Source organism: Pseudoalteromonas sp. APAL1 (assembly GCF_021532475.1).
GTDB classification, from domain to species: Bacteria; Pseudomonadota; Gammaproteobacteria; order Enterobacterales; family Alteromonadaceae; genus Pseudoalteromonas; species Pseudoalteromonas lipolytica_C.
Genome location: NZ_JAKGAW010000019.1, coordinates 61,442 through 83,166 on the forward strand (window position 1 = coordinate 61,442; position 21,725 = coordinate 83,166).

Sequence of the window (21,725 nt, forward strand, 5' to 3'; positions counted from 1 at the left end):
ATGATGGTTATTAACTTATTAGGCTTAGTGTTGATCGCGCTGATTGTTTGGTGGTTTTGGCTGTACGAACCTAACAAAACAATTGTGCAAAACAGTGAAGTGTTAATTGAAGTGAAAGATGGCGTGTATTCCCCATCTTCAATTCAGGTGTCTGCTAGCCAACCTGTTACCTTGAAGTTTATACGCAAAGATCAATCCCCCTGCGCTGAAACAATGCTTATTCCTTCATTGGATATAAGCGAACAGCTTAAGTTGAATGAAATTACTCAAATTACCTTATTAAACTTGTCACCGGGAGAGCATGAGTTTCATTGTCAGATGCAAATGTATCGCGGCGTCTTAAAAGTCGTTTAGGAGGGCAATATGAAAAATCAACACCCTGATTTTTGGTCAACACCTACAGGCTGGGCTGCACTGGCACTTATTGCCGCAGTGACCTACTTCTTAGTGCTTGAGCATGGTCAACATGTGCTGCAATTTCTTCCCTACTTGATTTTATTGCTATGCCCCTTGATGCACGTATTTATGCATGGCAGTCATGGTAAACATGGTCACGATCATTCACATGCGCCTGATGAAAAAAAGGAAAAGAGCTTTCAAGAACTCACGGATAAAAATGCAGCCTATCGCGATGGCTACATACAAGGGTTAGAAAAGGCACGTAAGGAATCACATAAAAAGGAGAGCAGTGATGAATGAAACATATGATTATGGCTTATGGTCAATGGTGATACTGAACTCAGCAATTTTTATCTTTTTTGCCTTTAGTTTTGTCAAACCAAAAACATCAACTGATTGGAGAAGTCTAAGCGCGTTCTCTGCCTTTATTGTTGCCCTATTTACTGAAATGTATGGCTTTCCTTTAACTATCTATTTTCTGTCGGGGTGGCTGACGGAGACCTATCCAGAAGTAAATTTCTTTGCGCATGAAAATGGGCATTTATTACATACTTTCTTTGGATTTCAAGGTGATGCCCATTGGGACCCATTTCATATAGTGAGTATGGTGTTTATTGTTGCAGGTTTCTTTATGTTGTCTTCAGCATGGAATGTATTGCATCACGCGCAAAAACATCATCAATTGGCTACAACTGGATGGTATGCAAGGTGTCGCCACCCACAGTATGTAGCTTTCATTCTAATCATGTTCGGCTTTTTATTGCAGTGGCCGACAATCCCAACACTTGCGATGTTTCCGATCTTAGTCGTTGTTTACGTCAAGCTAGCGAAATGCGAAGAAGCACAGGCGATTGCTGAATTTGGTTCGGAGTACCACAGGTATATGGAATCGACACCAAGTTGGATCCCAAGTTTTAATAAAAGTGTAGAAGGTAAAAATCATGAAAACGTTAACTAAATCAATTTTATTTATTGGTTCACTACTGATAACCACTAGCTCATTTGCCCAAAACAATGAGCATAAACATGAAGGTGCGAACAAAACTGGTATGCATCAAGGCATGACAATACCACATGAGAACATGGGAGAAATGCATAAAAAGATGATGGAAATGAAAAAGGAAGTCCATGCCATTAAAACTGAAAAAGATCCTGACAAGCAACAGCAGATGATGGTTGAACATCACCGTTCAATGATGAAGATGATGCAATCCATGCACAAAAACATGGAAGAAATGCCAATGCATCAACAAATCAAGATGACTGAACATCATTTAGAAATGATGGAGAACATGATGCCGCAGATGAACCGGAAAATGGAAGAAATGAAAGATAGCAATCAACAGCATTCACACAAACATTAGGAGAAAAATTATGAGCGATTTAGATCATAGAGTTGGCGTTAGAGAGCAAAATTTAGTTGTTCGAAATCTAAAGCTTAGCAATGTCACAGAAGAAAGCTGTGACGAGTTAGTAAAAGAAATAGATCAGCTTTTTGGTATAGATGAAGTTAGTTACAACATCAAAGAAGGTGAAATACACCTTGCCTATGATGCCGCAAACGTAAGCCTTGATGGGATTGAGGAGGTAATCCGTAAGTATGGCGCAGATGTTCATGATGATTGGTGGACACATACTAAAGAAAGTTACTATAAATTTGTTGATCAGAACATCAAAGATAACTCTGTTCATAAGCCTTGGAGTTGTCATCAAGCACCTTCGGGGGCTGGCCGGAAAAACAAATGAATTCATAAAAAAGTGTATTGATAATTAGTTAGTCAAATGAGGTAACAGTGATGAAAACACCCTATATAAAAGCTCTTTTATTGCTTACATTCGGTTTATATTTAGTGGGTTGTTCCAATACCACTTTTTATCATAAATACATGATGAGAGGTCAGGTAGTAGAAAGTTCTGATAATCGAACTCTAATCTGTATTGGTGCTAAGCATGGCGCAGAGGTTGGGCAAAAATACAGTGTTATTAGATTCCATGAAAGAATAGTATTGAGTGAAGGTGAAGATCCCTACACTATCGAAAAGGTAGGAACGGTACAAATTACTAAAATTGTGAATGATCATTTCGCAACTGTAAAGCTAGTGTCTGGTGACATTGCAGCGAAAGATATGGTGGAACTTGAAAACTAATAAAGTGGTGGCGAAAGCCACCACAAGAGCATAACAATAAAACTTAATGAAAAAGCTTTAGTGTTATTTTGTACAACCTTTGAGATTGTTTGCTCAGTTCTGGTTATCTTGATGCCAGTACGACAGAAAAAATGTTACATATGGATTAGAAAGGTGTGGGCTGGCATCCTAGGTCTAATCTTAACAGTTAAGGGGCCGCCGAATAGAGCTATACCTTTACATCAGCAGCATAATCAATGCTCCCGCGATCATAAATAAGTTTTCAGATAGCGATACAAATCCAAGTGGCACACTGCTATCGCCGCCTACACAGGCACACTTTAACTGGCGTTTGTCAATGTAAACGGCTTTGAAAACTGAAATTGCTCCAACTGTGCCGATAAACAATGAAAATGGTGCCACTGCGAGAGGCTGTAGTTGGGCAACCATACCAATACCTGCATATGCTTCAATGAAGGGATAAATATAACCATATCTTATCCATCTCATCGCTAGTAAATCATAAGTAATAAACGAATTTGTGAAACTGTATAGGTCTTTCAGTTTTTGCACCGCTAAGAGCGTCATTGAAAAAGCTATAAATAGCATCAGTGTTCTGATGGAGATAAATGAGCCGGAAGCAAAATGTTGAGATGCGACAGCAAGAAGTGCAGCTATCGAGAAAATGGCTACAACTGGCGTGTAGGTTGTGCCAGTTTGACCTGCTTCATCTTTACCAAAATACTCTCTTAAGTCATCGTATCCCCCGACACGCTTTCCTTCAATAAAGGTTTGTGGCGTAGTTTTGACATCATGCTTATCTTTGAAGTCATCAGCTTGTTGTCTTGACGTGAGCTTATGATCTTCTACATCATACCCTTGCCTCTCCAGCAAATCTTTCGACCTTAAACCATAGGGGCAGATATGTTCGTCAGTGACCATTCTGTACAGGGTAGCTGTCTTAGTCATCTTAGTCTCCTTTGTTCAGTGTGCCTTCAAACTTTGGGAGCGGTCGTTGCTCAGCCTGAGCTTGTGAGCTGACCTTTCCATTTTCAGAAATATCCTTAATCAGCCATTCCATTTCTTTTATTTCTTTTCGTTGGGCTTTAATAATACCATTTGCCAATTCACGCACGCGTACATCCTCCAAAGTTGAATGCTCACTAGTAAGAATAGCAATGGAGTGATGAGGAATCATCGCTTTCATGTAAGCAGTGTCAGAAATTGTGCTTTGAGAGCGAACAAGATAAAGACATATGGCAAACAGTATTGTCGCCAATAGAAAAATAGCCATGTTGAGCTTCTTGTTACTGTACATGCCAAGCATAAAGGCCAGCATGATCATTGCCATACCTGCTCCCATATACAACGCCATATAGATACGCGTTTCACTAAACCATATATGTGATACTGCGTAAGTGTTGAGATACATCATGACAAACATAGCAATGGTTGAGGTGATGATCATTGCAGCAAATCTTGAGTATTTCATAAGTAATCCTTACATTGATAGTGTAAATATTTCCCACTGTTAGCCTATTATTCTCTACATGTGGTCATGTTCTCGAAAAAGTGCAAGTAATGAGCCAGTATCAATAAGAGTATTTGTAATACGATTGACTCAATTTCAGCTTATATCTAAAGTTTAAGTTTTGAACTTATGATAGACACAGGCTAAATTGGCTTTAGTTAACAATCTAATGGGAGAACTCAAAGCACTACAAGCTGAGCTTCAACAAATGGCAAGCTCGTGTACAAGTGAAGCGTGTGAAATAATTAAGTCACTTTATAGTTAGAATTGTCATTCATTTTCTATCCGAAGTGTACGAATTTCTATTTTTTATTACGTTCATGTACGAAATTTATTTAATATACTTTCGTTCATTTAATTGTTAAGGTGTGCGAAAGTTACAGGTTTCGTATATATGAAAGTTGGTTTTGCAAGAGTTTCAACTAAAGAACAAGATTTAAATGTTCAACTGTCCAAGTTGGACGCTCAGGGCTGTGAAAAAATATTCCAAGGCAAACAGTCTGGTGCTTCGATTCGAAATGAAGAAAAGCTTTAGGAACTCATCGACTTTATCAGGGAAGGTGATGAAGTTATTGTTACTCGCCTCGACCGTTTGGGACGGTCGTTAAAATCTATTCTTGAGGCAATTGAAAGCATCCATAAGAAAGGTGCTTGTTTGAATATTATCGACGGCTCTCTCAATACCAAAAATGATAATCCGTTTGCCACTGCCATGATCAACCTATGTGGAGTATTTGTGACTGTGCATAATGATTGAGATTGATCTCATTTTAGACTGAAAGGTTTTAAAGGGATGCCGCCAATCTCTCTTTTTATGAAAGTATGATTTTTTAATCATAATATCTGAGACTCAATCAGTTATATTACGATAATTTGATGCTATTTGCTAACGGCAGCTCCTCCGACATTGCGGACATTAGCATCAATGAATACCTTATGACTTCACTTAGCCAAAAGCGGAAGTTAGCTTTTGAGTTATTAACGAAAATTCAGAGTGTAAAGCAGACGTTGAAGAGTCAATAATAAACTTCAATTTAAACACTCTAGTGCATTAACGGCTGCAACTAATTTTGTCGTTCTAGAATTGGCGGAATTTTGCTGTTCCATATGAGAAGTAAACACACCAGTCACCATTCAATAGTTTGGCAAAACCTTGTGTGACTCATACTTGTGATACCGCTGACATGAATTTGTCAGCATTTCTTCCGTTTTTATCTGTCCACATTTAGGACATGCAATAGTCGATTAATGTTCTATATTCTGCCCGTATGCCTCTAACAGAGTTAACTATCTAGTGACTTAATGATCCCGCATGCTTCAATAGTATTGTTCGAACCACAAGCACTAGCCATCTGTTGTAATTCAGCTTTAAGCGCCCTTAATTCTTTCATGCGTTTATTCACTAGTGCAAGTTGCTGATCAATTAATGCATTAACGCTAGAGCAGCTTTCTTCTGGCTTATTTTTTAATTCGATAAGACGTTTAATATCATTGAGTGATATATCTAGGCTGCGACAATGTTTTACGAACTCCAATTGTTTAAGTGCTTTACTATCATACAGCCTGAAATTACCTTCTGAACGGTTTGGATTTAACAGTAATCCTTCTCTTTCATAATATCTAATTGTTTGTATAGAACAGCCCGATTTTTTAGACAATTCGCCTATTTTCATCAATTTCCCCCAGACATTTGATTCTATAGTTACTATAGAGTCTGTAGTATAAGTATGCAACGAAAAGGATATATAAAAAATGACCGAGAAATATTTAAACAATACGAATATCGTTAATTTTGAACACAAAGATATCCAATCCCTGATCGATCAGCGAGGATGGCAAAGCTTAGACGATTTCAACAAAATTGGAGCAGCATACCAATTTGTGAAAGATGAAATAATGTTTGGCTATAACAAGAGTGATGATATAGCAGCAAGCGATGTACTAGCAGATGGTTATGGGCAATGTAATACTAAGGGTAATCTGTTAATGGCGCTATTGCGTGGACTAGGTATCCAGTGTCGTTTCCATGGTTTTACCATTGATCAGCAATTACAAAAAGGGGCTATACCTAGCTATGTATTTTGGTTAGCACCTAAATACATCATTCATAGTTGGGTAGAAGTTTATTTCGATGGACGCTGGATAAACTTAGAGGGCTTTATATTGGATGAGCAATACTTAAGCTCACTACAGCAGAAATTTAGCCAAGCAAAAGATGACTTTTGTGTCTATGGTGTTGCAACAAAGTGTTTCTCTTCACCAAACACAAATTGGTGCGGCCAAGATACCTATATTCAAAAAGAAGGTATTCATGACGACTTTGGGCTTTATGATTCCCCTGATGAGTTTTATCTTGAAAAGGGTACTAATTTGTCGGGAGTAAAACGTTGGATGTATCAAGGTGTGATTCGCCATTTGATTAATATGAATGTATCAAAAATTAGAAATACAAAAGCACTGGAGGTACAAAATGCACAACCATAGTCACAGTCATCAGCATTCTAAAGATGATCGTATTGGTTGGGCATTTTTTCTGAATGTGACATTTACTATTATCGAATTTATAGGTGGTTGGCTCACTAACAGTACTGCGATAATGGCAGATGCAGTTCACGATCTTGGTGATAGTCTTTCAATAGGTTTTGCGTGGATTTTAAGTCGTTTTTCAGATAAAGAAGCATCAGATAAGTTTAGTTATGGTTATCGTAGACTTACTCTCTTTGGCGCATTGATAAACAGTATTGTTTTAATCATTGGCTCAATTTGGATTTTATTTGAAGCAATTCCAAGGCTGTCCAATCCTGAAATGCCTGTAGTCGAGGGGATGTTAGGGCTAGCGATACTCGGCGTTGCCGTTAACGGATATGCGGTATTAAAATTAAAAGCGGGTGAAACATTAAATGAGAAAGTGCTGACATGGCACCTTCTTGAAGATGTACTTGGATGGGTTGCCGTTCTTATAGTCTCTATCGTACTGTTGTTCGCTGAACTGCCGATATTAGATCCCCTTTTATCAATAGGGTTCACGCTGTTCATCTTGTTTAATGTTTTCAAAAACCTGAAATCAACACTCGTTTTATTTCTTCAAGCTGCACCCGATAAAGAGACTCAAAAGCGTATTAAACTATCACTAATGGAATTTCCTGAAGTTAATGGTATCCACCACATGCACTTTTGGTCACTAGATGGTGAAAGTCACGTTTTAACAGCGCACCTTGAGCTGAGTGACAACTTTGACGTTAAAGAATTAATTAGGCTTAAACAAGAAGTTGCAGCTAAATTATCTTCCTATCATTTATCGCATACAACGATAGAGTTTGAGTTTTTAAATGAAAATTGTCGGGATGAAGCGCAGTAAGCTTTATCAATAAAATGTTGGGCATACAATATAAAAAGCAGCTTAATTAGGCATAACCTATTAATTAAGCTGCTTTTTGGGCTTTAAATTTCGTCAGATTACTGTTTGTTACTCTCAGAGCCATGCGCCCATTGATATAAAACAGGTAATACAAACAAAGTTAAAATGGTAGAAGATACAATACCGCCGATAACGACTGTTGCTAGTGGTCGTTGTACTTCTGCACCAATTCCAGTGTTTAGCGCCATTGGAATAAAACCTAAACTAGCAACCAGTGCCGTCATTAAAATAGGTCTTAAACGAATGATGGCACCTTCAATGATCGCTACGTAAAGGTCGCCTTTTTCATGCCAAAGATCTCGAATAAAAGCCAACATAACCAAGCCATTTAATACGGCGACACCTGACAATGCTATGAAGCCGACACCTGCCGAAATTGATAAGGGCATGTCTCTTAAATAAAGTGAAAATACGCCCCCAGTTAATGCTAAAGGCACGCCACTGAAAATGATTAATGCATCTTTTAATGAACCAAATGCGATAACCAAAATACCTAAGATTACAACTAATGTGATCGGTACAACTAAGCTTAATCTTTTACTCGCTGACTCTAGTTGTTCAAACGTTCCACCATAATCAAGCCAGTATCCTGCTGGGATTTCTCCTTCCTGATTAATTTTAGCTTTCACTTCTTTTACAAAGCCGCCTAAATCTCTGCCACGAACATTGACGGTAACCACAACTCTTCTTTTTCCGTTCTCACGGCTAATTTGAGCAGGTAAAGACTCTGATTTAAGCTCTGCAACTTCTTCAAGTGGCACATAGTTACCACCCTCAAGTGGAAGCGGCAGGTGCTTCAAGCCATTGATATCTGTTCTTGTTTGCTCTGGTAGGCGAACAACTAACTCAAATCGTCTGTCACCTTCATAAATGATCCCCGCAGATTCTCCACCAATTGCAGTAGCAACCCAGTCTTGCAGTTCTGAAACGCTCAAACCGTATCGACCAAGCGCTTCTCGTTTAGGAATTACTGATAAAGATGGAACACCTGTGACCTGTTCCATTCGGGCATCAGCAGCACCGTCCACGGTTTTCACAATATTTAGAATATCTTTTGCGGTAAGTAATAATCGATCTAAGTCATCGCCAAATACTTTGATGCCCACATCAGCTCTAACGCCAGAAATCAATTCATTGAAACGCATTTGAATAGGCTGAGTGAATTCATAGTTGTTGCCCGGAATGTTTTTCAGTACTTCTTCCATTTCTTCAACTAATTCACTCTTTGGCTTTGAAGGTTCGGCCCATTCTTTACGTGGTTTTAAAATAACAAAGATATCAGCAATACTCGGTGGCATTGGATCAGTTGCTACTTCTGGTGTGCCGATGCGCGAGAATACTTTATCAACTTCAGGAAACGCTTTAATACGTTGCTCAAGTACTTCTTGCATTTCTACTGATTGCTCTAGGCCGGTAGAAGGTATTCTTAGCGCTTGGACTGTTATATCCCCTTCATTTAGCTGTGGAACAAATTCACTACCCAGCGTTGTTGCTAACCAAAGGCTATACCCCATTAAGAGCGTCGAAAATGAAACGATAACCCAACGAAATTTCAACGCCATTTTTAGCAATGGTTCATAAATAGACTTGGTTGAACGAATAACAATACTTTCTTTTTCGCTGATTTTACCTTTCATAAAAACAGCTACAGCAGCAGGAACCAGTGTAACTGAAAGGATCATTGCGGAAATTAACGCCATAACGACAGTTGCCGCCATAGGGTGGAACATTTTCCCTTCAACGCCAGTTAGCGTGAAAATGGGGATGTAAACAACAGTGATAATTGCCACACCAAACAAGCTTGGACGTATCACTTCTGAAGTGGCTTCAAAAACGGTATTTAGGCGTTCTCTTAAGTCTTGCCTATGACCGTTGTGTTGGGCCTGTGCTAACCTACGGACAGAGTTTTCAACGATGATGACAGCCCCGTCCACTATCAAGCCAAAGTCCAATGCGCCGAGACTCATTAAATTGGCAGATACTCCTGCTTGCACCATACCTGTGATTGTCATTAACATGGAAATAGGGATAACAGCAGCGGTAATGAGAGCTGCACGTAAATTTCCAAGTAGAATAAATAACACAACAATAACTAAAAGCGCACCTTCAACGAGGTTTTTGGTAACGGTTGCAATCGCTTTATCTACTAACGTTGTTCTGTCGTAAACAGGCTCTGCGGTAATGCCCTTTGGCAGAGATTTTTGTATTTCGCTGAGCTTATGTTCCACTTCTAAAGCAACGGTGCGAGAATTCTCACCAATCAGCATCATGGTTGTACCAAGCACTGTCTCAATGCCATTACGAGTAGCAGCCCCTGTTCTAAGTTCTTTGCCTATAGCAACATTGGCAACATCACTTATTTTTACAGGAATACCATCGTTCTTTTTGATGATGACATTGAGGATCTCATCTATTGTCGCTAGTTGCCCAATGGAGCGTACTAAAACTTGCTGTCCGTTTTGCTCGATATAACCCGCGCCACGGTTATCATTATTTTTACGTAATGCATCAGATATTTCTTCAAAGCTCACACGATAAAAAAGTAATTTTTCAGGTTTCGGTGTTATGTGATATTGCTTGTTGTAGCCGCCGATACTGTTGACCTCAATGACGCCTTTAACTTGAGCCAATTGCGGTTTAATGATCCAGTCTTGTATTTCTCTTAAGGCAATAGCGGTATAAGGCTCTCCATTAGGCATTTTAGCATCAGGAGAAGCTTGTACGGTATACATAAATATTTCGCCAAGCCCTGTCGAAATAGGACCCATTTCTGGCTCTAAGCCAGAGGGAATAACGCCTTTTATCGCAGCTAATCTTGCATTGATTAAGTTGCGAGCAAAATAAATATCGGTTCCCTCTTCAAAGATAACGGTTACTTGAGATAATCCATATCTTGACAGGGAGCGGGTGTGAGACAGCTTTGGCAATCCGGCTAAGGCTGTTTCTACAGGAAAGGTCACCCTTTGTTCCGCTTCCAAAGGTGAATAACCGGGGGCAGAAGTGTTTATTTGTACCTGCACGTTTGTTATATCTGGAACAGCATCAATGGGAAGTTTTTGATAACTCCACATACCAACGCCGATGATTACCATCAGCAAGCTTAATACTAAGTAGCGCCTATTTATTGCAAGACGCAAAATTGATTCAATCATATTGCGTCTCCTAATCGTCGTCTTCTACTTCAGATTTCAATATATCTGCTTTTATCAGATAACTGTTTTTGTTTACATATTCAGTGTCTTTACTGAGGCCACCAATAACCTCGATATAGTTCTTATCTGAACGTCCTAATACAAGCGGTGCAAATTCGTACTCTTCATCTTCTTTAACAAATACACCTAATTGTCCCCCCAGTTCTTGGATAGCAACTTTCTCAACGGCTAAATCCACCTTGAATTGATTTATTTTGACGTTGCCTTTTAATAATTGACCTGACGTTAGCTTTAACTCAGTGTTGTTTAAACGTACACGTGCTAAAACATAAGACTGATCTTTAGCTGGAATTATATTGGTGATGGTTGAGTTGAATGCCTGTTCACCATGCTCAATATCAACAGGTTGACCGACTTTAATTTGATTATATTGGCTGGTAAACACCTTAAATTCAGCCCACAAGGTGTCAAAATTGACGATTTCAAACAAGCTAGTGTTTTGCGTGATACCGCCAATATTTCCATTTCGCTGTAAAACAGTCCCAGAAACAGGCGATGTTATTTTATAAGTATTTCAGCTCTCATTAGATTCAATAACGGCTAATAGATCGCCTTTTTTTACCGTATCACCAACAGTGGAGTTTATTGTCTTTATAACGCCGTTATATCTAGCGCCAACTTGAAATAATTGTTCAGCGCCTATCGTCGTAGAGCCGTATACAGGGATAGTTTGGTTCAACGTTTTTGAAGCTAAATAGGCTGTTTCAACACCAACCTTTTTTGCCATGTTATTGTCGATTTTGCTTATGCCTTCTTCGCCTTCATGTTCATCTTCACTAGCGAAAACACTTTGAATGGGTGACAAATACCCAATAAAAATCAATAGTGCGAGTAAATAGTTTTTCATTTTTAATTCCTAAACGATTCAGTTAATAACTGAATCAATAAATTGTTATTAAGCTTAAAGTGATGCTTTTTTTAGAGTGACAGCGCTTCGTTTGTTAGTTTTTCTATCTCTGCGCCATAAATTAGGGCAGCAGATGCCGCATCAATGAGGGTTCGCCGAGCATTTAACAGCTCTTGTCTAGCCGATACATAATCAAGATATCCATATCGACCTTTTTGATAGGCGTCTTGAGTATCTTCCAGTGCATCTTCAAGCATTGGGATAACCGACTGCTTTAATGAATTAGCTGTTAATATGGCTTGTTTTCTATTGGAGTATGCTCGTAGTAAGTGATTTCTAAACCTCAACTTAGTCGCCTCTTTCTCTATGGCAACTTGGTCACGCTCTGCTAGCGCACTAGCGATTGCACCAGAATTTCGCTTTTCAGCAAACAAAGGTAAGCTAAAGCCAGCGACCAGTGCCGTATCATTGGCTTCTTGAGAGCGCCTAACACCAACAGACCATTTGATATTGGCCGTTGACTCTGTTTTAGCTAACTGTATTTCAGCCTCTTTTAGTCGCTGTTCACTTGCATAGATTTGAATAGCAGGGTTCTTCTCTAACTTCGCAAAAAGGCTGTTAAAGTCACTATCATTGCCAAACTGAAAAAGATCCCCTTGTACTTCAGAGAAGGTTACAGAGTTTTCCCCCCAGTAGGCTGCTAATGAGAGCTTCAAATATTCCAAGCGCTTTTGTTCAGATTGAAGGGTGAGGTTAGCCTGAGCAATAACTGCTTTTGAGCGTTTCACTTCAGCCTCAGGAGTAGCACCTGCGCGGTTACGCTGAGATACAATCTCTAACGTTTCTTGTGCTAAGCTCAAAGCATTTTCTGCCAATATAACTCTTTGTTGGGCTGCAAGTACTTCCACGTACTTCTCAGTGACTTGAGCCATTAAATTAAGCGCAGAGACTTCTTTCTCAGCATTGAGTAGTGCTCTTGATTTTGAAACAAGTCCAATCCGCGCTGAGCGTTTATCTCCCATTTCGATAACCGAAGATAGAGCGACTGTTAATTCAGCACTGTCGAATGCATTAAATTCACCTGAGCCTGCAAAGTTCTCAGCTTCAACTTCTAGTTCATAAGCAGGATTTAAACTTGCTGTTTGTTCTTGTCCTGTTAATGCGGTTTGTTTGAAATCAAATATTTTGAGTTCAGGATTTTGTTTAAGCGTCCACTGAATTGCCTCTTGAAGATTTAACTGCTTTTCAAAGGCATAAACATTAAATGTAAAAAGTGACAACGCGAGAAACGCGATATATTTAAGCCGAGGTGTTACACACCTCAAAATTGCTATCTTGCGATGCACACAGGTATTAAGTGCCATGTATACTTTCCTATAAATTTATATGTTTTTTTCGGTCATTAACATTTGACCTTTCATAATTTTCTATAAAATTTAGGCGTATTTAGGTGGGCGGAATGGCACCGAGATATAGCCTTTTAGCTCAGGAGAAACTAAGGCGTAGGTAAGGAAATATTCTATTGCTTGGAAAATGTTACAGGAAGAATCAGCATTTAAAAATAAGTGACAACAGCAACAAAAATTACAATTATCAATTGAAGAGTTGCTATTATTCACCTCAAGCATATTGGAGTCTTCTGGAGCTTTTAGCGGGGTAATAGACTTAGTTAGTGATGAACTAAAAGAACTTTCACTTAAGTTTATTTCAAGCTCTTCTAGCGAAAAAAACACAGACTGCACCGCGATTAAAATCATTATCACGTATGATATATTTGATTTGATATACGATGAGTGCATTATTTTCATTTCTCTGCTTAATACTTTAGCTGTAAGATGCGGCGAGCACCGTTTAAAACGACAAGAGCAATTATCAAACCAATCACTAAATCTGGATAACGACTGCTTGTTGCTGTAACTAATAAGCCAGCTAAAATTACACCAACGTTTGCGATAACGTCATTTGCGGAAAAAATCCAACTCGCTTTCATATGAGCGCCGTCTTCTTTGTTGCCAAATATCAAAAACAGACAAGCAACGTTAGCGATTAGTGCTATTCCACCAAATATCATCATTAAAGAAGAGATCGGTTCACTACCGTAAACAAAGCGTCTTACGACTTCGCTCAAAGCACCTAGCGCTAGAATAACTTGAAGCACACCAGATATATGTGCTGCTCTAAGTTTCATGCTAATACTTTTACCTACGGCATAAATAGCTAAACCATACACAGCAGCATCAGCAAACATATCTAATGAGTCTGCAATTAGGCCAGCAGACTGTGCAATAATCCCAGCAATTACTTCTATAAAAAACATGACTCCATTAATGGCTAACAACCATTTTAGGGTTGATGCTTCTTTCATCTCATTTTTTTGGGCTAAGTCTTTTGCTTTTGCAGCTTCTGTACTGCAACTTTGTTTAGTTGACTCTAACTCTGCACCGAGTTTAAGTTGTTGTAACTTTTTTGTTATCTCATCTAAATTTTCATCATGAAAAACTTTGACTAAGCGATTAGGAATATCAAACTGCAATCCAACTGAAGGCTGAATTGAGTCAAGTGCTAATCTGATCAATCTCTCTTCTGAAGGACAGTCCATTTGAGGCACTTTATATGTACTGACAAACGCGCCACTATAGTTATCTAATTGTGTATCAATTTTTACGTCTTCGTTGGTAGGAGATGATTGACACTGACCACTACATTTTTCTGACATATTTAACATTCCGAAACAATATTAAAATAAGTATAAAATCTATAGTGGCTATAGAGTCAAATAAAAAGTTATTTAATTTGAAAAGATTGGGAAGTAACTCAAATAGCTATTCCAAGAAAATAATTGTTGGGGGGTAGTGACAGCAAACACTGCTAACATTATTTGGACTGCCCGTTTTATACCGATGTTTATCAAAGATAAAAAATAGAAGAGCTATCTAGATAGAATAAATTAACCGATGATCCTAATTCCACATTAAAGTCGCGTTGGTGTGTTACTAATTGTACAGAGGATCTAAAACAAGATTTAAATTTAAAAGTAAGAGCAACGACTATATTGTTGGAACACTTGTCATGAGATACGCTAAGCCTAATGTCCGGTTTCGTATCAAAGTGAATTTTAGCTGAAGTAATTTTGTACCATCGTTTACGACTGCTTCAGGCTCAAATCTGACGAAGATTTCCTAGTACTCACCCAATCTGGCTTGATGAGAAATAATCTCAAACATTATGCGTAGCCACATATTCGCTCAACTTGAGCGGGATCTTATAAAAGCCAGAACCACAGAAGGTCGTGAAGAGGCTAAAGCTAAAGGCAAACACATGGGCAGATTGCCTGCTTTATCAGACAAACAAGCGAAAGAATTATATAAAGATAAATTAAATGGTGAATCGATCTCTGCATTAGCGAAGAAATATTCTGTTAGCCGCCCCACGGTTCACCGAATTATTGAAAGAATGGAACAAAAGAAATAATAAATAAAAGGAGACGTTATGTGGTCTGATAAAGAATCAAAAATTGATTTCTTAAATTTTAATGAAACGGCTGAGTCAATAAAAGATCTTATAACAGAAAAGGAGTTAATGCCTATTAGTATAGGCGTTTTTGGTGATTGGGGCGCTGGAAAATCGACGATTCTTGAACTTACTAAGGCTTCTCTGGAAAGTGATGAACAAGAATATATCCAAGTACATTTCGATGCATGGACTTTCCAAGGGTATGATGACGCTAAAGCGGCGTTACTAGAAACAATTGCATCTACTTTAGTTAAAAAAGCAGCAGACGATAAAAATCTCAGTGCAAAAGCAAAAGAGTTTGCTGGACGAATAGATAAGATCAGACTGATGGGATTGCTAATGGATGGTGGTGCAGCATTAGCTGGTATACCAACTATGGGTGGTATACAGAAGATCATGGGACTATTCAGTGGTGGTGACGATGGTGAACTGGATGTTGATGATGTAAAAGGTGCTGTCGATGGCGCTAAGGATGTCGCGAAGAAAAACAAAGGTTTGATCAAAGATAATAAATCATTTTCACCTCCTAAAGAAATTAAAGAATTCCGAAAAGCATATTCTGATCTGTTAAAGGAGTTTGATAAGCCACTTATTGTCTATGTCGATAATTTAGATCGCTGCTCTCCATTTAATGCTATTTCGACCCTTGAGGCGATCAGGTTATTTCTATTTTTACCCAATACTGCATTTGTTATTGCCGCCGATGAGGACATGATCCGCTTGGCAGTGCCTGAGTATCACAAAGGTGCATCTCAACGACATCAAACTGATTATTTAGACAAGCTTATTCAAATTCCTGTGCATGTACCAAGACCCGGCGTTCTGGAGATAAGGGCATATTTAATGATGCTTACTGCTCAAGATCACGGCGTTACCGATGCGCAATTAGAAACGATAAGATGTGCCCTTGAAGAGTCATTAAGGCTGTCGTGGAAACAACCACAAATTACCGTTGACGAGCTACTTCAAGATCACGAGATTGAAAAGCATTCCGAACTCAGAAGTAAATTTGTGGTTGCTGAACAGTTAGCTCCACTATTAGCTGAATCCACAAACATTAACGGCAACCCTCGCATAGTTAAGCGATTACTCAATCAGGTTAAGATGAGAAAGAAAACCGCTCATCGCAGAGGAATGCAGCTTGATGAAAAAACTATCACTAAGCTGGTAATTTTTGAGAGGTGCTTAGGCACTCAGGCTACCAACAAGCTTTATGAATTAATTGATAAGGAAAACGGATATCCAAAAGTATTAGCGGATCTTGAAAATTCAGAAGTCGAATTTGACGAAATTAATTTACCTGAAGAGTGGAAACTCGACCTAGCTTTTATTGATAAATGGTCGAAATTACCTCCCATGTTCACTGAAATGGATTTGACACCAGCGGCATATCTGAGCAGAGAAAGCATTCCAATGGGGGCTGTTAATTCGGTAATGTCTGGAGCCGCTCAAAAACTCGTAGAAGAATTAATGAAGCAAAAGGTAAGGGTCAGTGGCGTTAACTCTACTGCGATTACCACAACTCCGAAGGAAGAATACATGTCAGTCATGGATGGTTTGATTGAAAACTTTAAGTTGATTGGTGATTGGACCGAAAGACCAACAGGCATTTATGGGGCTGTGTTACTTGCCAAGCAGGATGATAAATGTAGCTTAAGTCTTCTTACATTTTTAAAAAGCTTGCCCCGCCAAAGATGGCTTAATCCAATTTTAAAAGAACTAGAGGGAACTAAGTAATATGGGTACGTCCGCATCGTCAACAGGACCAAATAATAAGAGTCCACTTATTCCATCTTGGGCAGAGCAAGGAGATCCTGTCACAATAGAACCTGCATCAGGTACTGATGGGGATGAGCAAGCTGGCTCTGATAATAATCAAGCTGATGATCAGAATGACAATAGCAATGATATTGACAATGACAAGGTTCAACAAGAAATCGGTGGTTCACCTACAGCAACACCGCCTCCAAATAGGTTTGCCAGTGCCAGAAGAGCATTTGGTAAATATGCGCAAACAGGTGGCTCAACCTCAGATCTAAGGCGTTCATTAAAAAGTTACTCTAGAAAAGGCTCTGGCGGAGGTAAAAGCACAAGCAGGAGACTATCAAGCGGCATAACTGCTGGTTCTGGATTGCTTGGTGTCATGCGTGGCGACACCGTAACGGTTAATAATCAAAGCTTATCATTAGGTGATCTAACTGGGCTATCGACTGATCAAGCAATCGACAAAATTGCTAGCCATTTAGCGCCTGATAATGCCGATTCGGATGCTGTAAGAGTTGCGTTGGATTACGCACTAGAAGAAGCACTCCCCGATACAGAAGAATTTGACCCAAACAGTTTTACTGACGAAGTTATCCAAGAAGCCATAGGCTGTTATTTAACAGACCTTATTTTTCAGGATGTGGTTGAAGGCATGGGCAGAGCTTGGTTTCATGTTGAGCCAGCAAGCAAGCATCATCAAATGGAAGTTGAATTAAGGGAACTAATAAAAGTGATTACACAAGAGCAGTTAGACAAAGTAACTAATGGCAACCCCAGTACTATTAGCAAAGAAAATATTACTAAAATTCAAGCCGATGCTATTGCTATGACGGTTGATGAATGGGAGAGCTTTAATGACTAATTTTTACTTTAACCATGACCCTGCTAACTTGCCTGACTTTTCTGATGATTGTCATCCTGTCCAAATGTTTCATACGCATCAAAATGACATCACTAAGCACAGCTTGGTGTCAAAACAACTACTACAAACAGTTCGTGATTTAGGATTGAATGTAGATGCTGATTCAATAGATCTGATAACAATTGCTACCGCCGTTACCGCTGCTGATACATTTGAATTAAGGGATAATGCAGAAAATGCATGGGCTAGAAAAATGCATTTGCATGTTCCTGTAACTGATGAGGATATGTGGAATTTTGTAGAACCTGAACTGAGTTCTTTGCTCAACTTTCTTACAGGCGATCAATGGCTGTTTACTTTTGAAAAAACAACTATGCCGATGCCGACTCCTAAAACAAGTGAGCAAGCGAAAGCAAAAGCAAAATCATTAATTGGACTCAACTCTGTTTGCCTTTTTTCTGGTGGTCTTGATAGCGCAGTTGGTGCAATTGATATTTTGAACGGAGAATCAGATTTAAAGCCTCTCTTGGTTAGTCACGCTTATCGTGGTGATGGCGCTAAGCAAGAAGACATTAAGCAATTATTATCCCCGCCATTCGGCGAATTGTCCTATTCAATGTCTCCCCATATTATTAAGCACTTAGAAGGTAAAACTGACATTAGTATGAGGGGAAGAAGCTTTAACTTCCTAGCTATGGCGGTACTTGGTATATCAGCCTTAAGAAATGCTAATTGCGATAGCAGTATTGAAACTATTGTCGTCCCAGAGAATGGCTATATTTCTATAAATCCGCCGCTTACCAGAAGACGGATTGGTAGCCATAGCACTAGAACTACTCATCCTAATTTTCTAAGCAGGCTTGAATCTTTGCTTAGAGACACTGGGTTTCATGTCAAATTTGTAAACCCCTATCAATTCAAAACTAAAGGTGAAATGTTAGCGGAATGTGTTGATCAAGACGCAATTAGAAAAGCAGTTCCCCTAAGTGTTTCATGCAGTCATTGGCACAGAGAACATAAACAGTGTGGGCATTGTGTACCTTGCCTTATTCGAAGAGCGTCAGTTTTTCATGCTGGTTTTACACAAGATGCGCCATACAAGACAAAGCGGTTGAGAGATCTTATCAAAGAAAAAGATACTCGCGATGATCTCCAAGCGGTTCAAACTGCCATTATTAGATTGAAACAATCCGATAACTATCGTTCTTGGCTTCGAAGTTCAGGGCCAATACCACAAGAAAAAGATATACGAGAAAAATTAGAATCAACTATTAAGCGAGGATTGGCAGAGGTTGAATTATTTCTCCAAGCGGATAAATCGTCATGATGGATCTTCATTGCCACGTTGATTTATATCCAGATCATCAAGAGGTATTGAACGACATAAAAAGCAGTAATTATTACGTGCTATCAGTAACTACGGTGCCTTCAGCTTTTGAAGGTACTGTCCAGTTAACAAGTGGCATAAAACACTGTAAGACGGCCTTGGGGCTTCACCCTCAACTTGCTCATCTAAGAAAAAATGAATTAGCACTATTCGATAAGCTAGTTGATAGAACTAGATATATTGGAGAAATTGGACTGGATGGCTCAAAAGGTTACGCTGATTACTTTGATGATCAATTAGAGGTTTTCACGCATATTCTAAAAAAATGTGAAGGCTTTGATGACAAAATACTAACTATCCATAGTCTTAACGCGACTGGTGAAGTTCTTGAACAACTTAAGTTACATCCCAATGCTGGTACTTCTATTCTTCATTGGTTTTTAGGTACTAAGAAGCAAGTTCTAGAAGCCGTCGAGCTAGGCTGTTTCTTCTCTATTGGGCCAGCCATGCTAACTTCAGCCAGAGCTAAAAAAGTAATATCGTGGATACCTCAAGATAGAGTTCTACTCGAAACTGATGGACCTTTCGCCAAAGTGGCGGGGAATATTCTGTTTCCTTCAAGTGTTGGCACTGTTACTGAATATCTGGCTGAAATTTGGTGTAAAAATAAGGCTTTGATAATAGAAAAATTGTCAGTAAATCTTAGGTGTTTAACATCAGTCAAGTAACTAATTATACGTCACGTAATCTTATAACAATTTTATTCAGGTTTAATCGGTTTGTTTGAAGTATTTGTATTAGCTATAGCACTCAGTATGGACGCGTTTGCAGTATCCATAGGCTTAGGTTCTAAAAAAGTAGTAAATGCTGAAAAGCTCTTTATTAAAGCCGCTGCTTATTTTGGTTTTTTCCAAGGCTTTATGCCTCTTTTAGGCTATTACAGCGGTAAAGGTTTATCATCTTGGATTGAAGATTATGCACCTTGGATAGCTTTTATTTTGCTAGTATTTATCGGTGGCAAAATGATTTATGAGTCCCAATCTGAAGGAATTGAAGAAGATATTGCTAATGTTACTCATCGTGTGCTATTTGTTCTTGCTATTGCCACCAGTATTGATGCAATGGCGGCAGGTTATGCAATCACATTGCTTGAGGTAGATATAGCCGTAGCTTGCTTGATAATAGGCGTCACGACGTTTGCCTTTAGCTGGATTGGTGTGAATATCGGCGAAAGAAGTGGCGTATGGCTGGAATCTAAAGCTGAACTATTTGGTGGTTTAGTGTTAATCGCAATCGCATTTAAGATATTACTTGGTTGACACAGAACCACCGAATACTAGGCTACTTACCTGAGCAACATGCATTGCCTTCTTGAATAGGAGGACACTTAACTGTTCCATAAGAGCAATAAACGCAACAATCACCTTTTAACGGTTTAAGTAGTGCTTTACAGCTTTCGCATTCGTAATACCATTGGCAAGCGTTTGTAGGCATGGTTTCAACTTTGCTAAATCCACATTCAGGGCAAGTGATTTTAGATTCTAGTTCTATACCTTGCATACTGGTTCCTTAATGGGCTTAACAATATCTAAAATAGACATTACGACCATCCAAATGATCCCAAAGTAAAATAAGTAAGTGCTCCAGTCGTATTGCCATAAAGGATAAAGGGTCAGCAATACTGCAATTGGGCCAATGACACTTAAAACGCCTCTCAATGAATCTCGATGTTGATACCAATTATAGAAATTAACTAACAACGCTAGTGAAGCAAATAATGGCAATAAGGTGTTCACCGCTATCCCTTCAAAATGTGAAAGAAAACCTAACCCAAGAGCAGATGCCAATGAGCCGAGTGCAGGAAAACATGCTGTGCAGCTAAGGGCGGCTAGCCAAACGCCACCAGAACCTACTTTATCTAGAATTTTATTGATCATAACTATCTACCTCAATTTTTAAGGTAGTATAAACTCCGTACATAAGTACGGGGTCAATAGCTATTTAAGTGAATTTATTACCGGGCAGGATTGAGGGTCTTGATTGGCCTTGCAAGAATCTGTCATATCTTGAATTACTTTCTCTAATCGCTGTAAATCAGCAATTTTATTACGAATGAGATTAAGTTTTTGCAACCCCATCGACTCAATATCAGCGCAACTGTCACTTAGTGACATAAGCGATTCAATTTCTTTCAGCGTAAACCCTAATGCTTTAGCTTTCAGAATAAATTTGAGTTGACTGGTAAGGGCATCGCCATACATTCTGTAACCAGACTCTGGTTTTAAAGGTTGCTCTATCAGACCTTGGCGCTCATAGAAACGGATTGTTTCAACATTGATATCTAAATCTTTTGCCAGTTTTCCAATGGTTCTCATAAACATACTCTTTAGAAGCAGAAATATCATTATACAATTAATGCGGATTGCCTAAACTCAATTTTATTGCATGAACGGGGTCGCTAAGCGTCCTCTTTGTAGAATTAAGTTCACATATCCAGATCACTCTGACCGTCTCTTGTTCGCTCTTGCTGCCTGTCAGGTGAAGTCTAAGCCTAATCAACAAAACTGTAAGTTGAGATATGAGCTACTACATCTAATCTTGTTAACACCAAGCGATTTTGTCGTACTTTAATTACCACGCGATTCTGTCGTAATCGCTAATTACCAAGGGAAATTGACGGTTATCTTTAACCGTGTTCTTTAAATGTTTTGTTTAAGCATTTGAGG

At 38.9% G+C, this 21,725-nt stretch carries 25 protein-coding genes and 1 pseudogene; 15 read left to right on the forward strand and 11 right to left on the reverse strand.

What is annotated here, in order from left to right; translation table 11 throughout:
- The 6 genes from L1264_RS11230 to L1264_RS11255 are packed head-to-tail and all read left to right on the forward strand — an operon-like array spanning position 1 to position 2,546.
- A complete protein-coding gene (locus L1264_RS11230) occupies positions 1-354 on the forward strand; it encodes a cupredoxin domain-containing protein (protein ID WP_138625331.1) in 354 nt (117 codons plus the stop codon).
- Between the two features lie 9 nt (positions 355-363).
- Complete coding sequence (locus L1264_RS11235; RefSeq protein WP_138625332.1) at positions 364-699, forward strand: DUF2933 domain-containing protein; 336 nt, start codon at positions 364-366, stop codon at positions 697-699.
- On the forward strand, positions 692-1,357 hold the full coding sequence (locus tag L1264_RS11240; protein WP_199526075.1) for a methyltransferase family protein: 666 nt from the start codon (positions 692-694) through the stop codon (positions 1,355-1,357). The genes L1264_RS11235 and L1264_RS11240 overlap by 8 nt, the downstream gene beginning before the upstream one ends.
- The gene (locus tag L1264_RS11245; RefSeq protein ID WP_199526076.1) at positions 1,341-1,763 is read left to right on the forward strand and encodes a hypothetical protein; all 423 of its coding nucleotides are present in this window, start codon (positions 1,341-1,343) and stop codon (positions 1,761-1,763) included. Before L1264_RS11240 ends, L1264_RS11245 begins: the two co-directional genes overlap by 17 nt.
- Positions 1,764-1,773: 10 nt before the next feature.
- Positions 1,774-2,145 (forward strand): hypothetical protein, encoded by a 372-nt coding sequence (locus tag L1264_RS11250; protein WP_019677951.1) that lies wholly within the window; start codon positions 1,774-1,776, stop codon positions 2,143-2,145.
- A gap of 50 nt (positions 2,146-2,195) precedes the next feature.
- Positions 2,196-2,546, forward strand: a complete 351-nt coding sequence (locus tag L1264_RS11255) for a hypothetical protein (RefSeq protein ID WP_004589646.1) — start codon at positions 2,196-2,198, stop codon at positions 2,544-2,546.
- 216 nt (positions 2,547-2,762) lie between these two features.
- Here the strand turns inward: L1264_RS11255 and L1264_RS11260 are convergent, their stop codons facing one another.
- Entirely contained in the window at positions 2,763-3,494 is a 732-nt protein-coding gene (locus L1264_RS11260) for a MauE/DoxX family redox-associated membrane protein (protein WP_016708238.1), read from the reverse strand.
- Between the two features lies 1 nt (position 3,495).
- Positions 3,496-4,017, reverse strand: coding sequence for a DUF305 domain-containing protein (locus L1264_RS11265; protein ID WP_008109672.1), 522 nt, complete (start codon positions 4,015-4,017; stop codon positions 3,496-3,498).
- 433 nt (positions 4,018-4,450) lie between these two features.
- On the opposite strand from L1264_RS11265, the pseudogene L1264_RS11270 reads away from it, so the two are divergent.
- Positions 4,451-4,813, forward strand: a pseudogene (locus tag L1264_RS11270) (recombinase family protein).
- A 526-nt stretch (positions 4,814-5,339) separates the two neighbouring features.
- Here the strand turns inward: L1264_RS11270 and cadR are convergent.
- Complete coding sequence (gene cadR, locus L1264_RS11275; RefSeq protein ID WP_008109677.1) at positions 5,340-5,729, reverse strand: Cd(II)/Pb(II)-responsive transcriptional regulator; 390 nt, start codon at positions 5,727-5,729, stop codon at positions 5,340-5,342.
- Between the two features lie 79 nt (positions 5,730-5,808).
- On the opposite strand from cadR, the gene L1264_RS11280 reads away from it, so the two are divergent.
- Complete coding sequence (locus tag L1264_RS11280) at positions 5,809-6,540, forward strand: transglutaminase-like domain-containing protein (RefSeq protein WP_008464145.1); 732 nt, start codon at positions 5,809-5,811, stop codon at positions 6,538-6,540.
- The gene (locus tag L1264_RS11285) at positions 6,527-7,414 is read left to right on the forward strand and encodes a cation diffusion facilitator family transporter (RefSeq protein ID WP_008464143.1); all 888 of its coding nucleotides are present in this window, start codon (positions 6,527-6,529) and stop codon (positions 7,412-7,414) included. The genes L1264_RS11280 and L1264_RS11285 overlap by 14 nt, the downstream gene beginning before the upstream one ends.
- 98 nt (positions 7,415-7,512) lie before the next feature.
- On the opposite strand, the gene L1264_RS11290 is transcribed toward L1264_RS11285, so the two are convergent.
- From L1264_RS11290 to L1264_RS11310, 5 genes are all read right to left on the reverse strand, one after another.
- Positions 7,513-10,626: an efflux RND transporter permease subunit gene (locus tag L1264_RS11290; protein WP_235404003.1), complete on the reverse strand. Its 3,114-nt coding sequence runs from the start codon at positions 10,624-10,626 to the stop codon at positions 7,513-7,515.
- Between the two features lie 10 nt (positions 10,627-10,636).
- A complete protein-coding gene (locus L1264_RS11295; RefSeq protein WP_328256051.1) occupies positions 10,637-11,188 on the reverse strand; it encodes an efflux RND transporter periplasmic adaptor subunit in 552 nt (183 codons plus the stop codon).
- Between the two features lie 12 nt (positions 11,189-11,200).
- A complete protein-coding gene (locus tag L1264_RS11300) occupies positions 11,201-11,533 on the reverse strand; it encodes a biotin/lipoyl-binding protein (protein ID WP_235404005.1) in 333 nt (110 codons plus the stop codon).
- 71 nt (positions 11,534-11,604) lie between these two features.
- Positions 11,605-12,897, reverse strand: a complete 1,293-nt coding sequence (locus L1264_RS11305) for a TolC family protein (protein WP_013465882.1) — start codon at positions 12,895-12,897, stop codon at positions 11,605-11,607.
- A gap of 452 nt (positions 12,898-13,349) precedes the next feature.
- Positions 13,350-14,249, reverse strand: a complete 900-nt coding sequence (locus L1264_RS11310) for a cation transporter (RefSeq protein WP_013465880.1) — start codon at positions 14,247-14,249, stop codon at positions 13,350-13,352.
- Positions 14,250-14,758: 509 nt separating this feature from the next.
- Here L1264_RS11310 and L1264_RS11315 point away from each other — a divergent pair.
- The 6 genes from L1264_RS11315 to L1264_RS11340 are packed head-to-tail and all read left to right on the forward strand — an operon-like array spanning position 14,759 to position 20,318.
- Positions 14,759-15,004, forward strand: a complete 246-nt coding sequence (locus L1264_RS11315) for a helix-turn-helix domain-containing protein (protein WP_016899212.1) — start codon at positions 14,759-14,761, stop codon at positions 15,002-15,004.
- 18 nt (positions 15,005-15,022) lie between these two features.
- Positions 15,023-16,783 (forward strand): KAP family P-loop NTPase fold protein, encoded by a 1,761-nt coding sequence (locus L1264_RS11320; protein WP_024596196.1) that lies wholly within the window; start codon positions 15,023-15,025, stop codon positions 16,781-16,783.
- 1 nt (position 16,784) lies between these two features.
- Complete coding sequence (locus L1264_RS11325; protein WP_008109702.1) at positions 16,785-17,672, forward strand: hypothetical protein; 888 nt, start codon at positions 16,785-16,787, stop codon at positions 17,670-17,672.
- Positions 17,665-18,999, forward strand: a complete 1,335-nt coding sequence (gene qatC, locus L1264_RS11330; protein WP_008109704.1) for a Qat anti-phage system QueC-like protein QatC — start codon at positions 17,665-17,667, stop codon at positions 18,997-18,999. Before L1264_RS11325 ends, qatC begins: the two co-directional genes overlap by 8 nt.
- Positions 18,996-19,727, forward strand: coding sequence for a Qat anti-phage system TatD family nuclease QatD (gene qatD / locus L1264_RS11335; RefSeq protein WP_008109706.1), 732 nt, complete (start codon positions 18,996-18,998; stop codon positions 19,725-19,727). Before qatC ends, qatD begins: the two co-directional genes overlap by 4 nt.
- A gap of 51 nt (positions 19,728-19,778) precedes the next feature.
- On the forward strand, positions 19,779-20,318 hold the full coding sequence (locus tag L1264_RS11340) for a manganese efflux pump MntP (RefSeq protein WP_008109708.1): 540 nt from the start codon (positions 19,779-19,781) through the stop codon (positions 20,316-20,318).
- Between the two features lie 22 nt (positions 20,319-20,340).
- Here L1264_RS11340 and L1264_RS11345 read toward each other — a convergent pair whose 3' ends face one another.
- The 3 genes from L1264_RS11345 to L1264_RS11355 are packed head-to-tail and all read right to left on the reverse strand — an operon-like array spanning position 20,341 to position 21,374.
- On the reverse strand, positions 20,341-20,559 hold the full coding sequence (locus L1264_RS11345; protein WP_008109710.1) for a GDCCVxC domain-containing (seleno)protein: 219 nt from the start codon (positions 20,557-20,559) through the stop codon (positions 20,341-20,343).
- Positions 20,547-20,936 carry an organomercurial transporter MerC gene (merC, locus tag L1264_RS11350; RefSeq protein WP_008109712.1) on the reverse strand — a complete coding sequence of 130 codons (390 nt, stop codon included), beginning with the start codon at positions 20,934-20,936 and terminating at the stop codon, positions 20,547-20,549. Before merC ends, L1264_RS11345 begins: the two co-directional genes overlap by 13 nt.
- Before the next feature lie 60 nt (positions 20,937-20,996).
- A complete protein-coding gene (locus L1264_RS11355; RefSeq protein ID WP_008464133.1) occupies positions 20,997-21,374 on the reverse strand; it encodes a MerR family transcriptional regulator in 378 nt (125 codons plus the stop codon).
- Positions 21,375-21,725: the final 351 nt, after the last annotated feature.

Bases quoted from the DNA above. Each gene is read 5' to 3' on its own strand.
- L1264_RS11285 (WP_008464143.1), top strand. From the start codon at position 6,527: ATGCACAACCATAGTCACAGTCATCAGCATTCTAAAGATGATCGTATT.
- L1264_RS11310 (WP_013465880.1), bottom strand. From the start codon at position 14,249: ATGTCAGAAAAATGTAGTGGTCAGTGTCAATCATCTCCTACCAACGAA.
- L1264_RS11345 (WP_008109710.1), bottom strand. From the start codon at position 20,559: ATGCAAGGTATAGAACTAGAATCTAAAATCACTTGCCCTGAATGTGGA.
- qatD (WP_008109706.1), top strand. From the start codon at position 18,996: ATGATGGATCTTCATTGCCACGTTGATTTATATCCAGATCATCAAGAG.
- merC (WP_008109712.1), bottom strand. From the start codon at position 20,936: ATGATCAATAAAATTCTAGATAAAGTAGGTTCTGGTGGCGTTTGGCTA.
- L1264_RS11255 (WP_004589646.1), top strand. From the start codon at position 2,196: ATGAAAACACCCTATATAAAAGCTCTTTTATTGCTTACATTCGGTTTA.
- L1264_RS11305 (WP_013465882.1), bottom strand. From the start codon at position 12,897: ATGGCACTTAATACCTGTGTGCATCGCAAGATAGCAATTTTGAGGTGT.
- L1264_RS11355 (WP_008464133.1), bottom strand. From the start codon at position 21,374: ATGAGAACCATTGGAAAACTGGCAAAAGATTTAGATATCAATGTTGAA.
- L1264_RS11240 (WP_199526075.1), top strand. From the start codon at position 692: ATGAATGAAACATATGATTATGGCTTATGGTCAATGGTGATACTGAAC.
- L1264_RS11320 (WP_024596196.1), top strand. From the start codon at position 15,023: ATGTGGTCTGATAAAGAATCAAAAATTGATTTCTTAAATTTTAATGAA.
- L1264_RS11315 (WP_016899212.1), top strand. From the start codon at position 14,759: ATGCGTAGCCACATATTCGCTCAACTTGAGCGGGATCTTATAAAAGCC.
- L1264_RS11230 (WP_138625331.1), top strand. From the start codon at position 1: ATGATGGTTATTAACTTATTAGGCTTAGTGTTGATCGCGCTGATTGTT.
- cadR (WP_008109677.1), bottom strand. From the start codon at position 5,729: ATGAAAATAGGCGAATTGTCTAAAAAATCGGGCTGTTCTATACAAACA.
- qatC (WP_008109704.1), top strand. From the start codon at position 17,665: ATGACTAATTTTTACTTTAACCATGACCCTGCTAACTTGCCTGACTTT.
- L1264_RS11250 (WP_019677951.1), top strand. From the start codon at position 1,774: ATGAGCGATTTAGATCATAGAGTTGGCGTTAGAGAGCAAAATTTAGTT.
- L1264_RS11235 (WP_138625332.1), top strand. From the start codon at position 364: ATGAAAAATCAACACCCTGATTTTTGGTCAACACCTACAGGCTGGGCT.
- L1264_RS11325 (WP_008109702.1), top strand. From the start codon at position 16,785: ATGGGTACGTCCGCATCGTCAACAGGACCAAATAATAAGAGTCCACTT.
- L1264_RS11280 (WP_008464145.1), top strand. From the start codon at position 5,809: ATGACCGAGAAATATTTAAACAATACGAATATCGTTAATTTTGAACAC.
- L1264_RS11245 (WP_199526076.1), top strand. From the start codon at position 1,341: ATGAAAACGTTAACTAAATCAATTTTATTTATTGGTTCACTACTGATA.
- L1264_RS11260 (WP_016708238.1), bottom strand. From the start codon at position 3,494: ATGACTAAGACAGCTACCCTGTACAGAATGGTCACTGACGAACATATC.
- L1264_RS11300 (WP_235404005.1), bottom strand. From the start codon at position 11,533: ATGAAAAACTATTTACTCGCACTATTGATTTTTATTGGGTATTTGTCA.
- L1264_RS11265 (WP_008109672.1), bottom strand. From the start codon at position 4,017: ATGAAATACTCAAGATTTGCTGCAATGATCATCACCTCAACCATTGCT.
- L1264_RS11290 (WP_235404003.1), bottom strand. From the start codon at position 10,626: ATGATTGAATCAATTTTGCGTCTTGCAATAAATAGGCGCTACTTAGTA.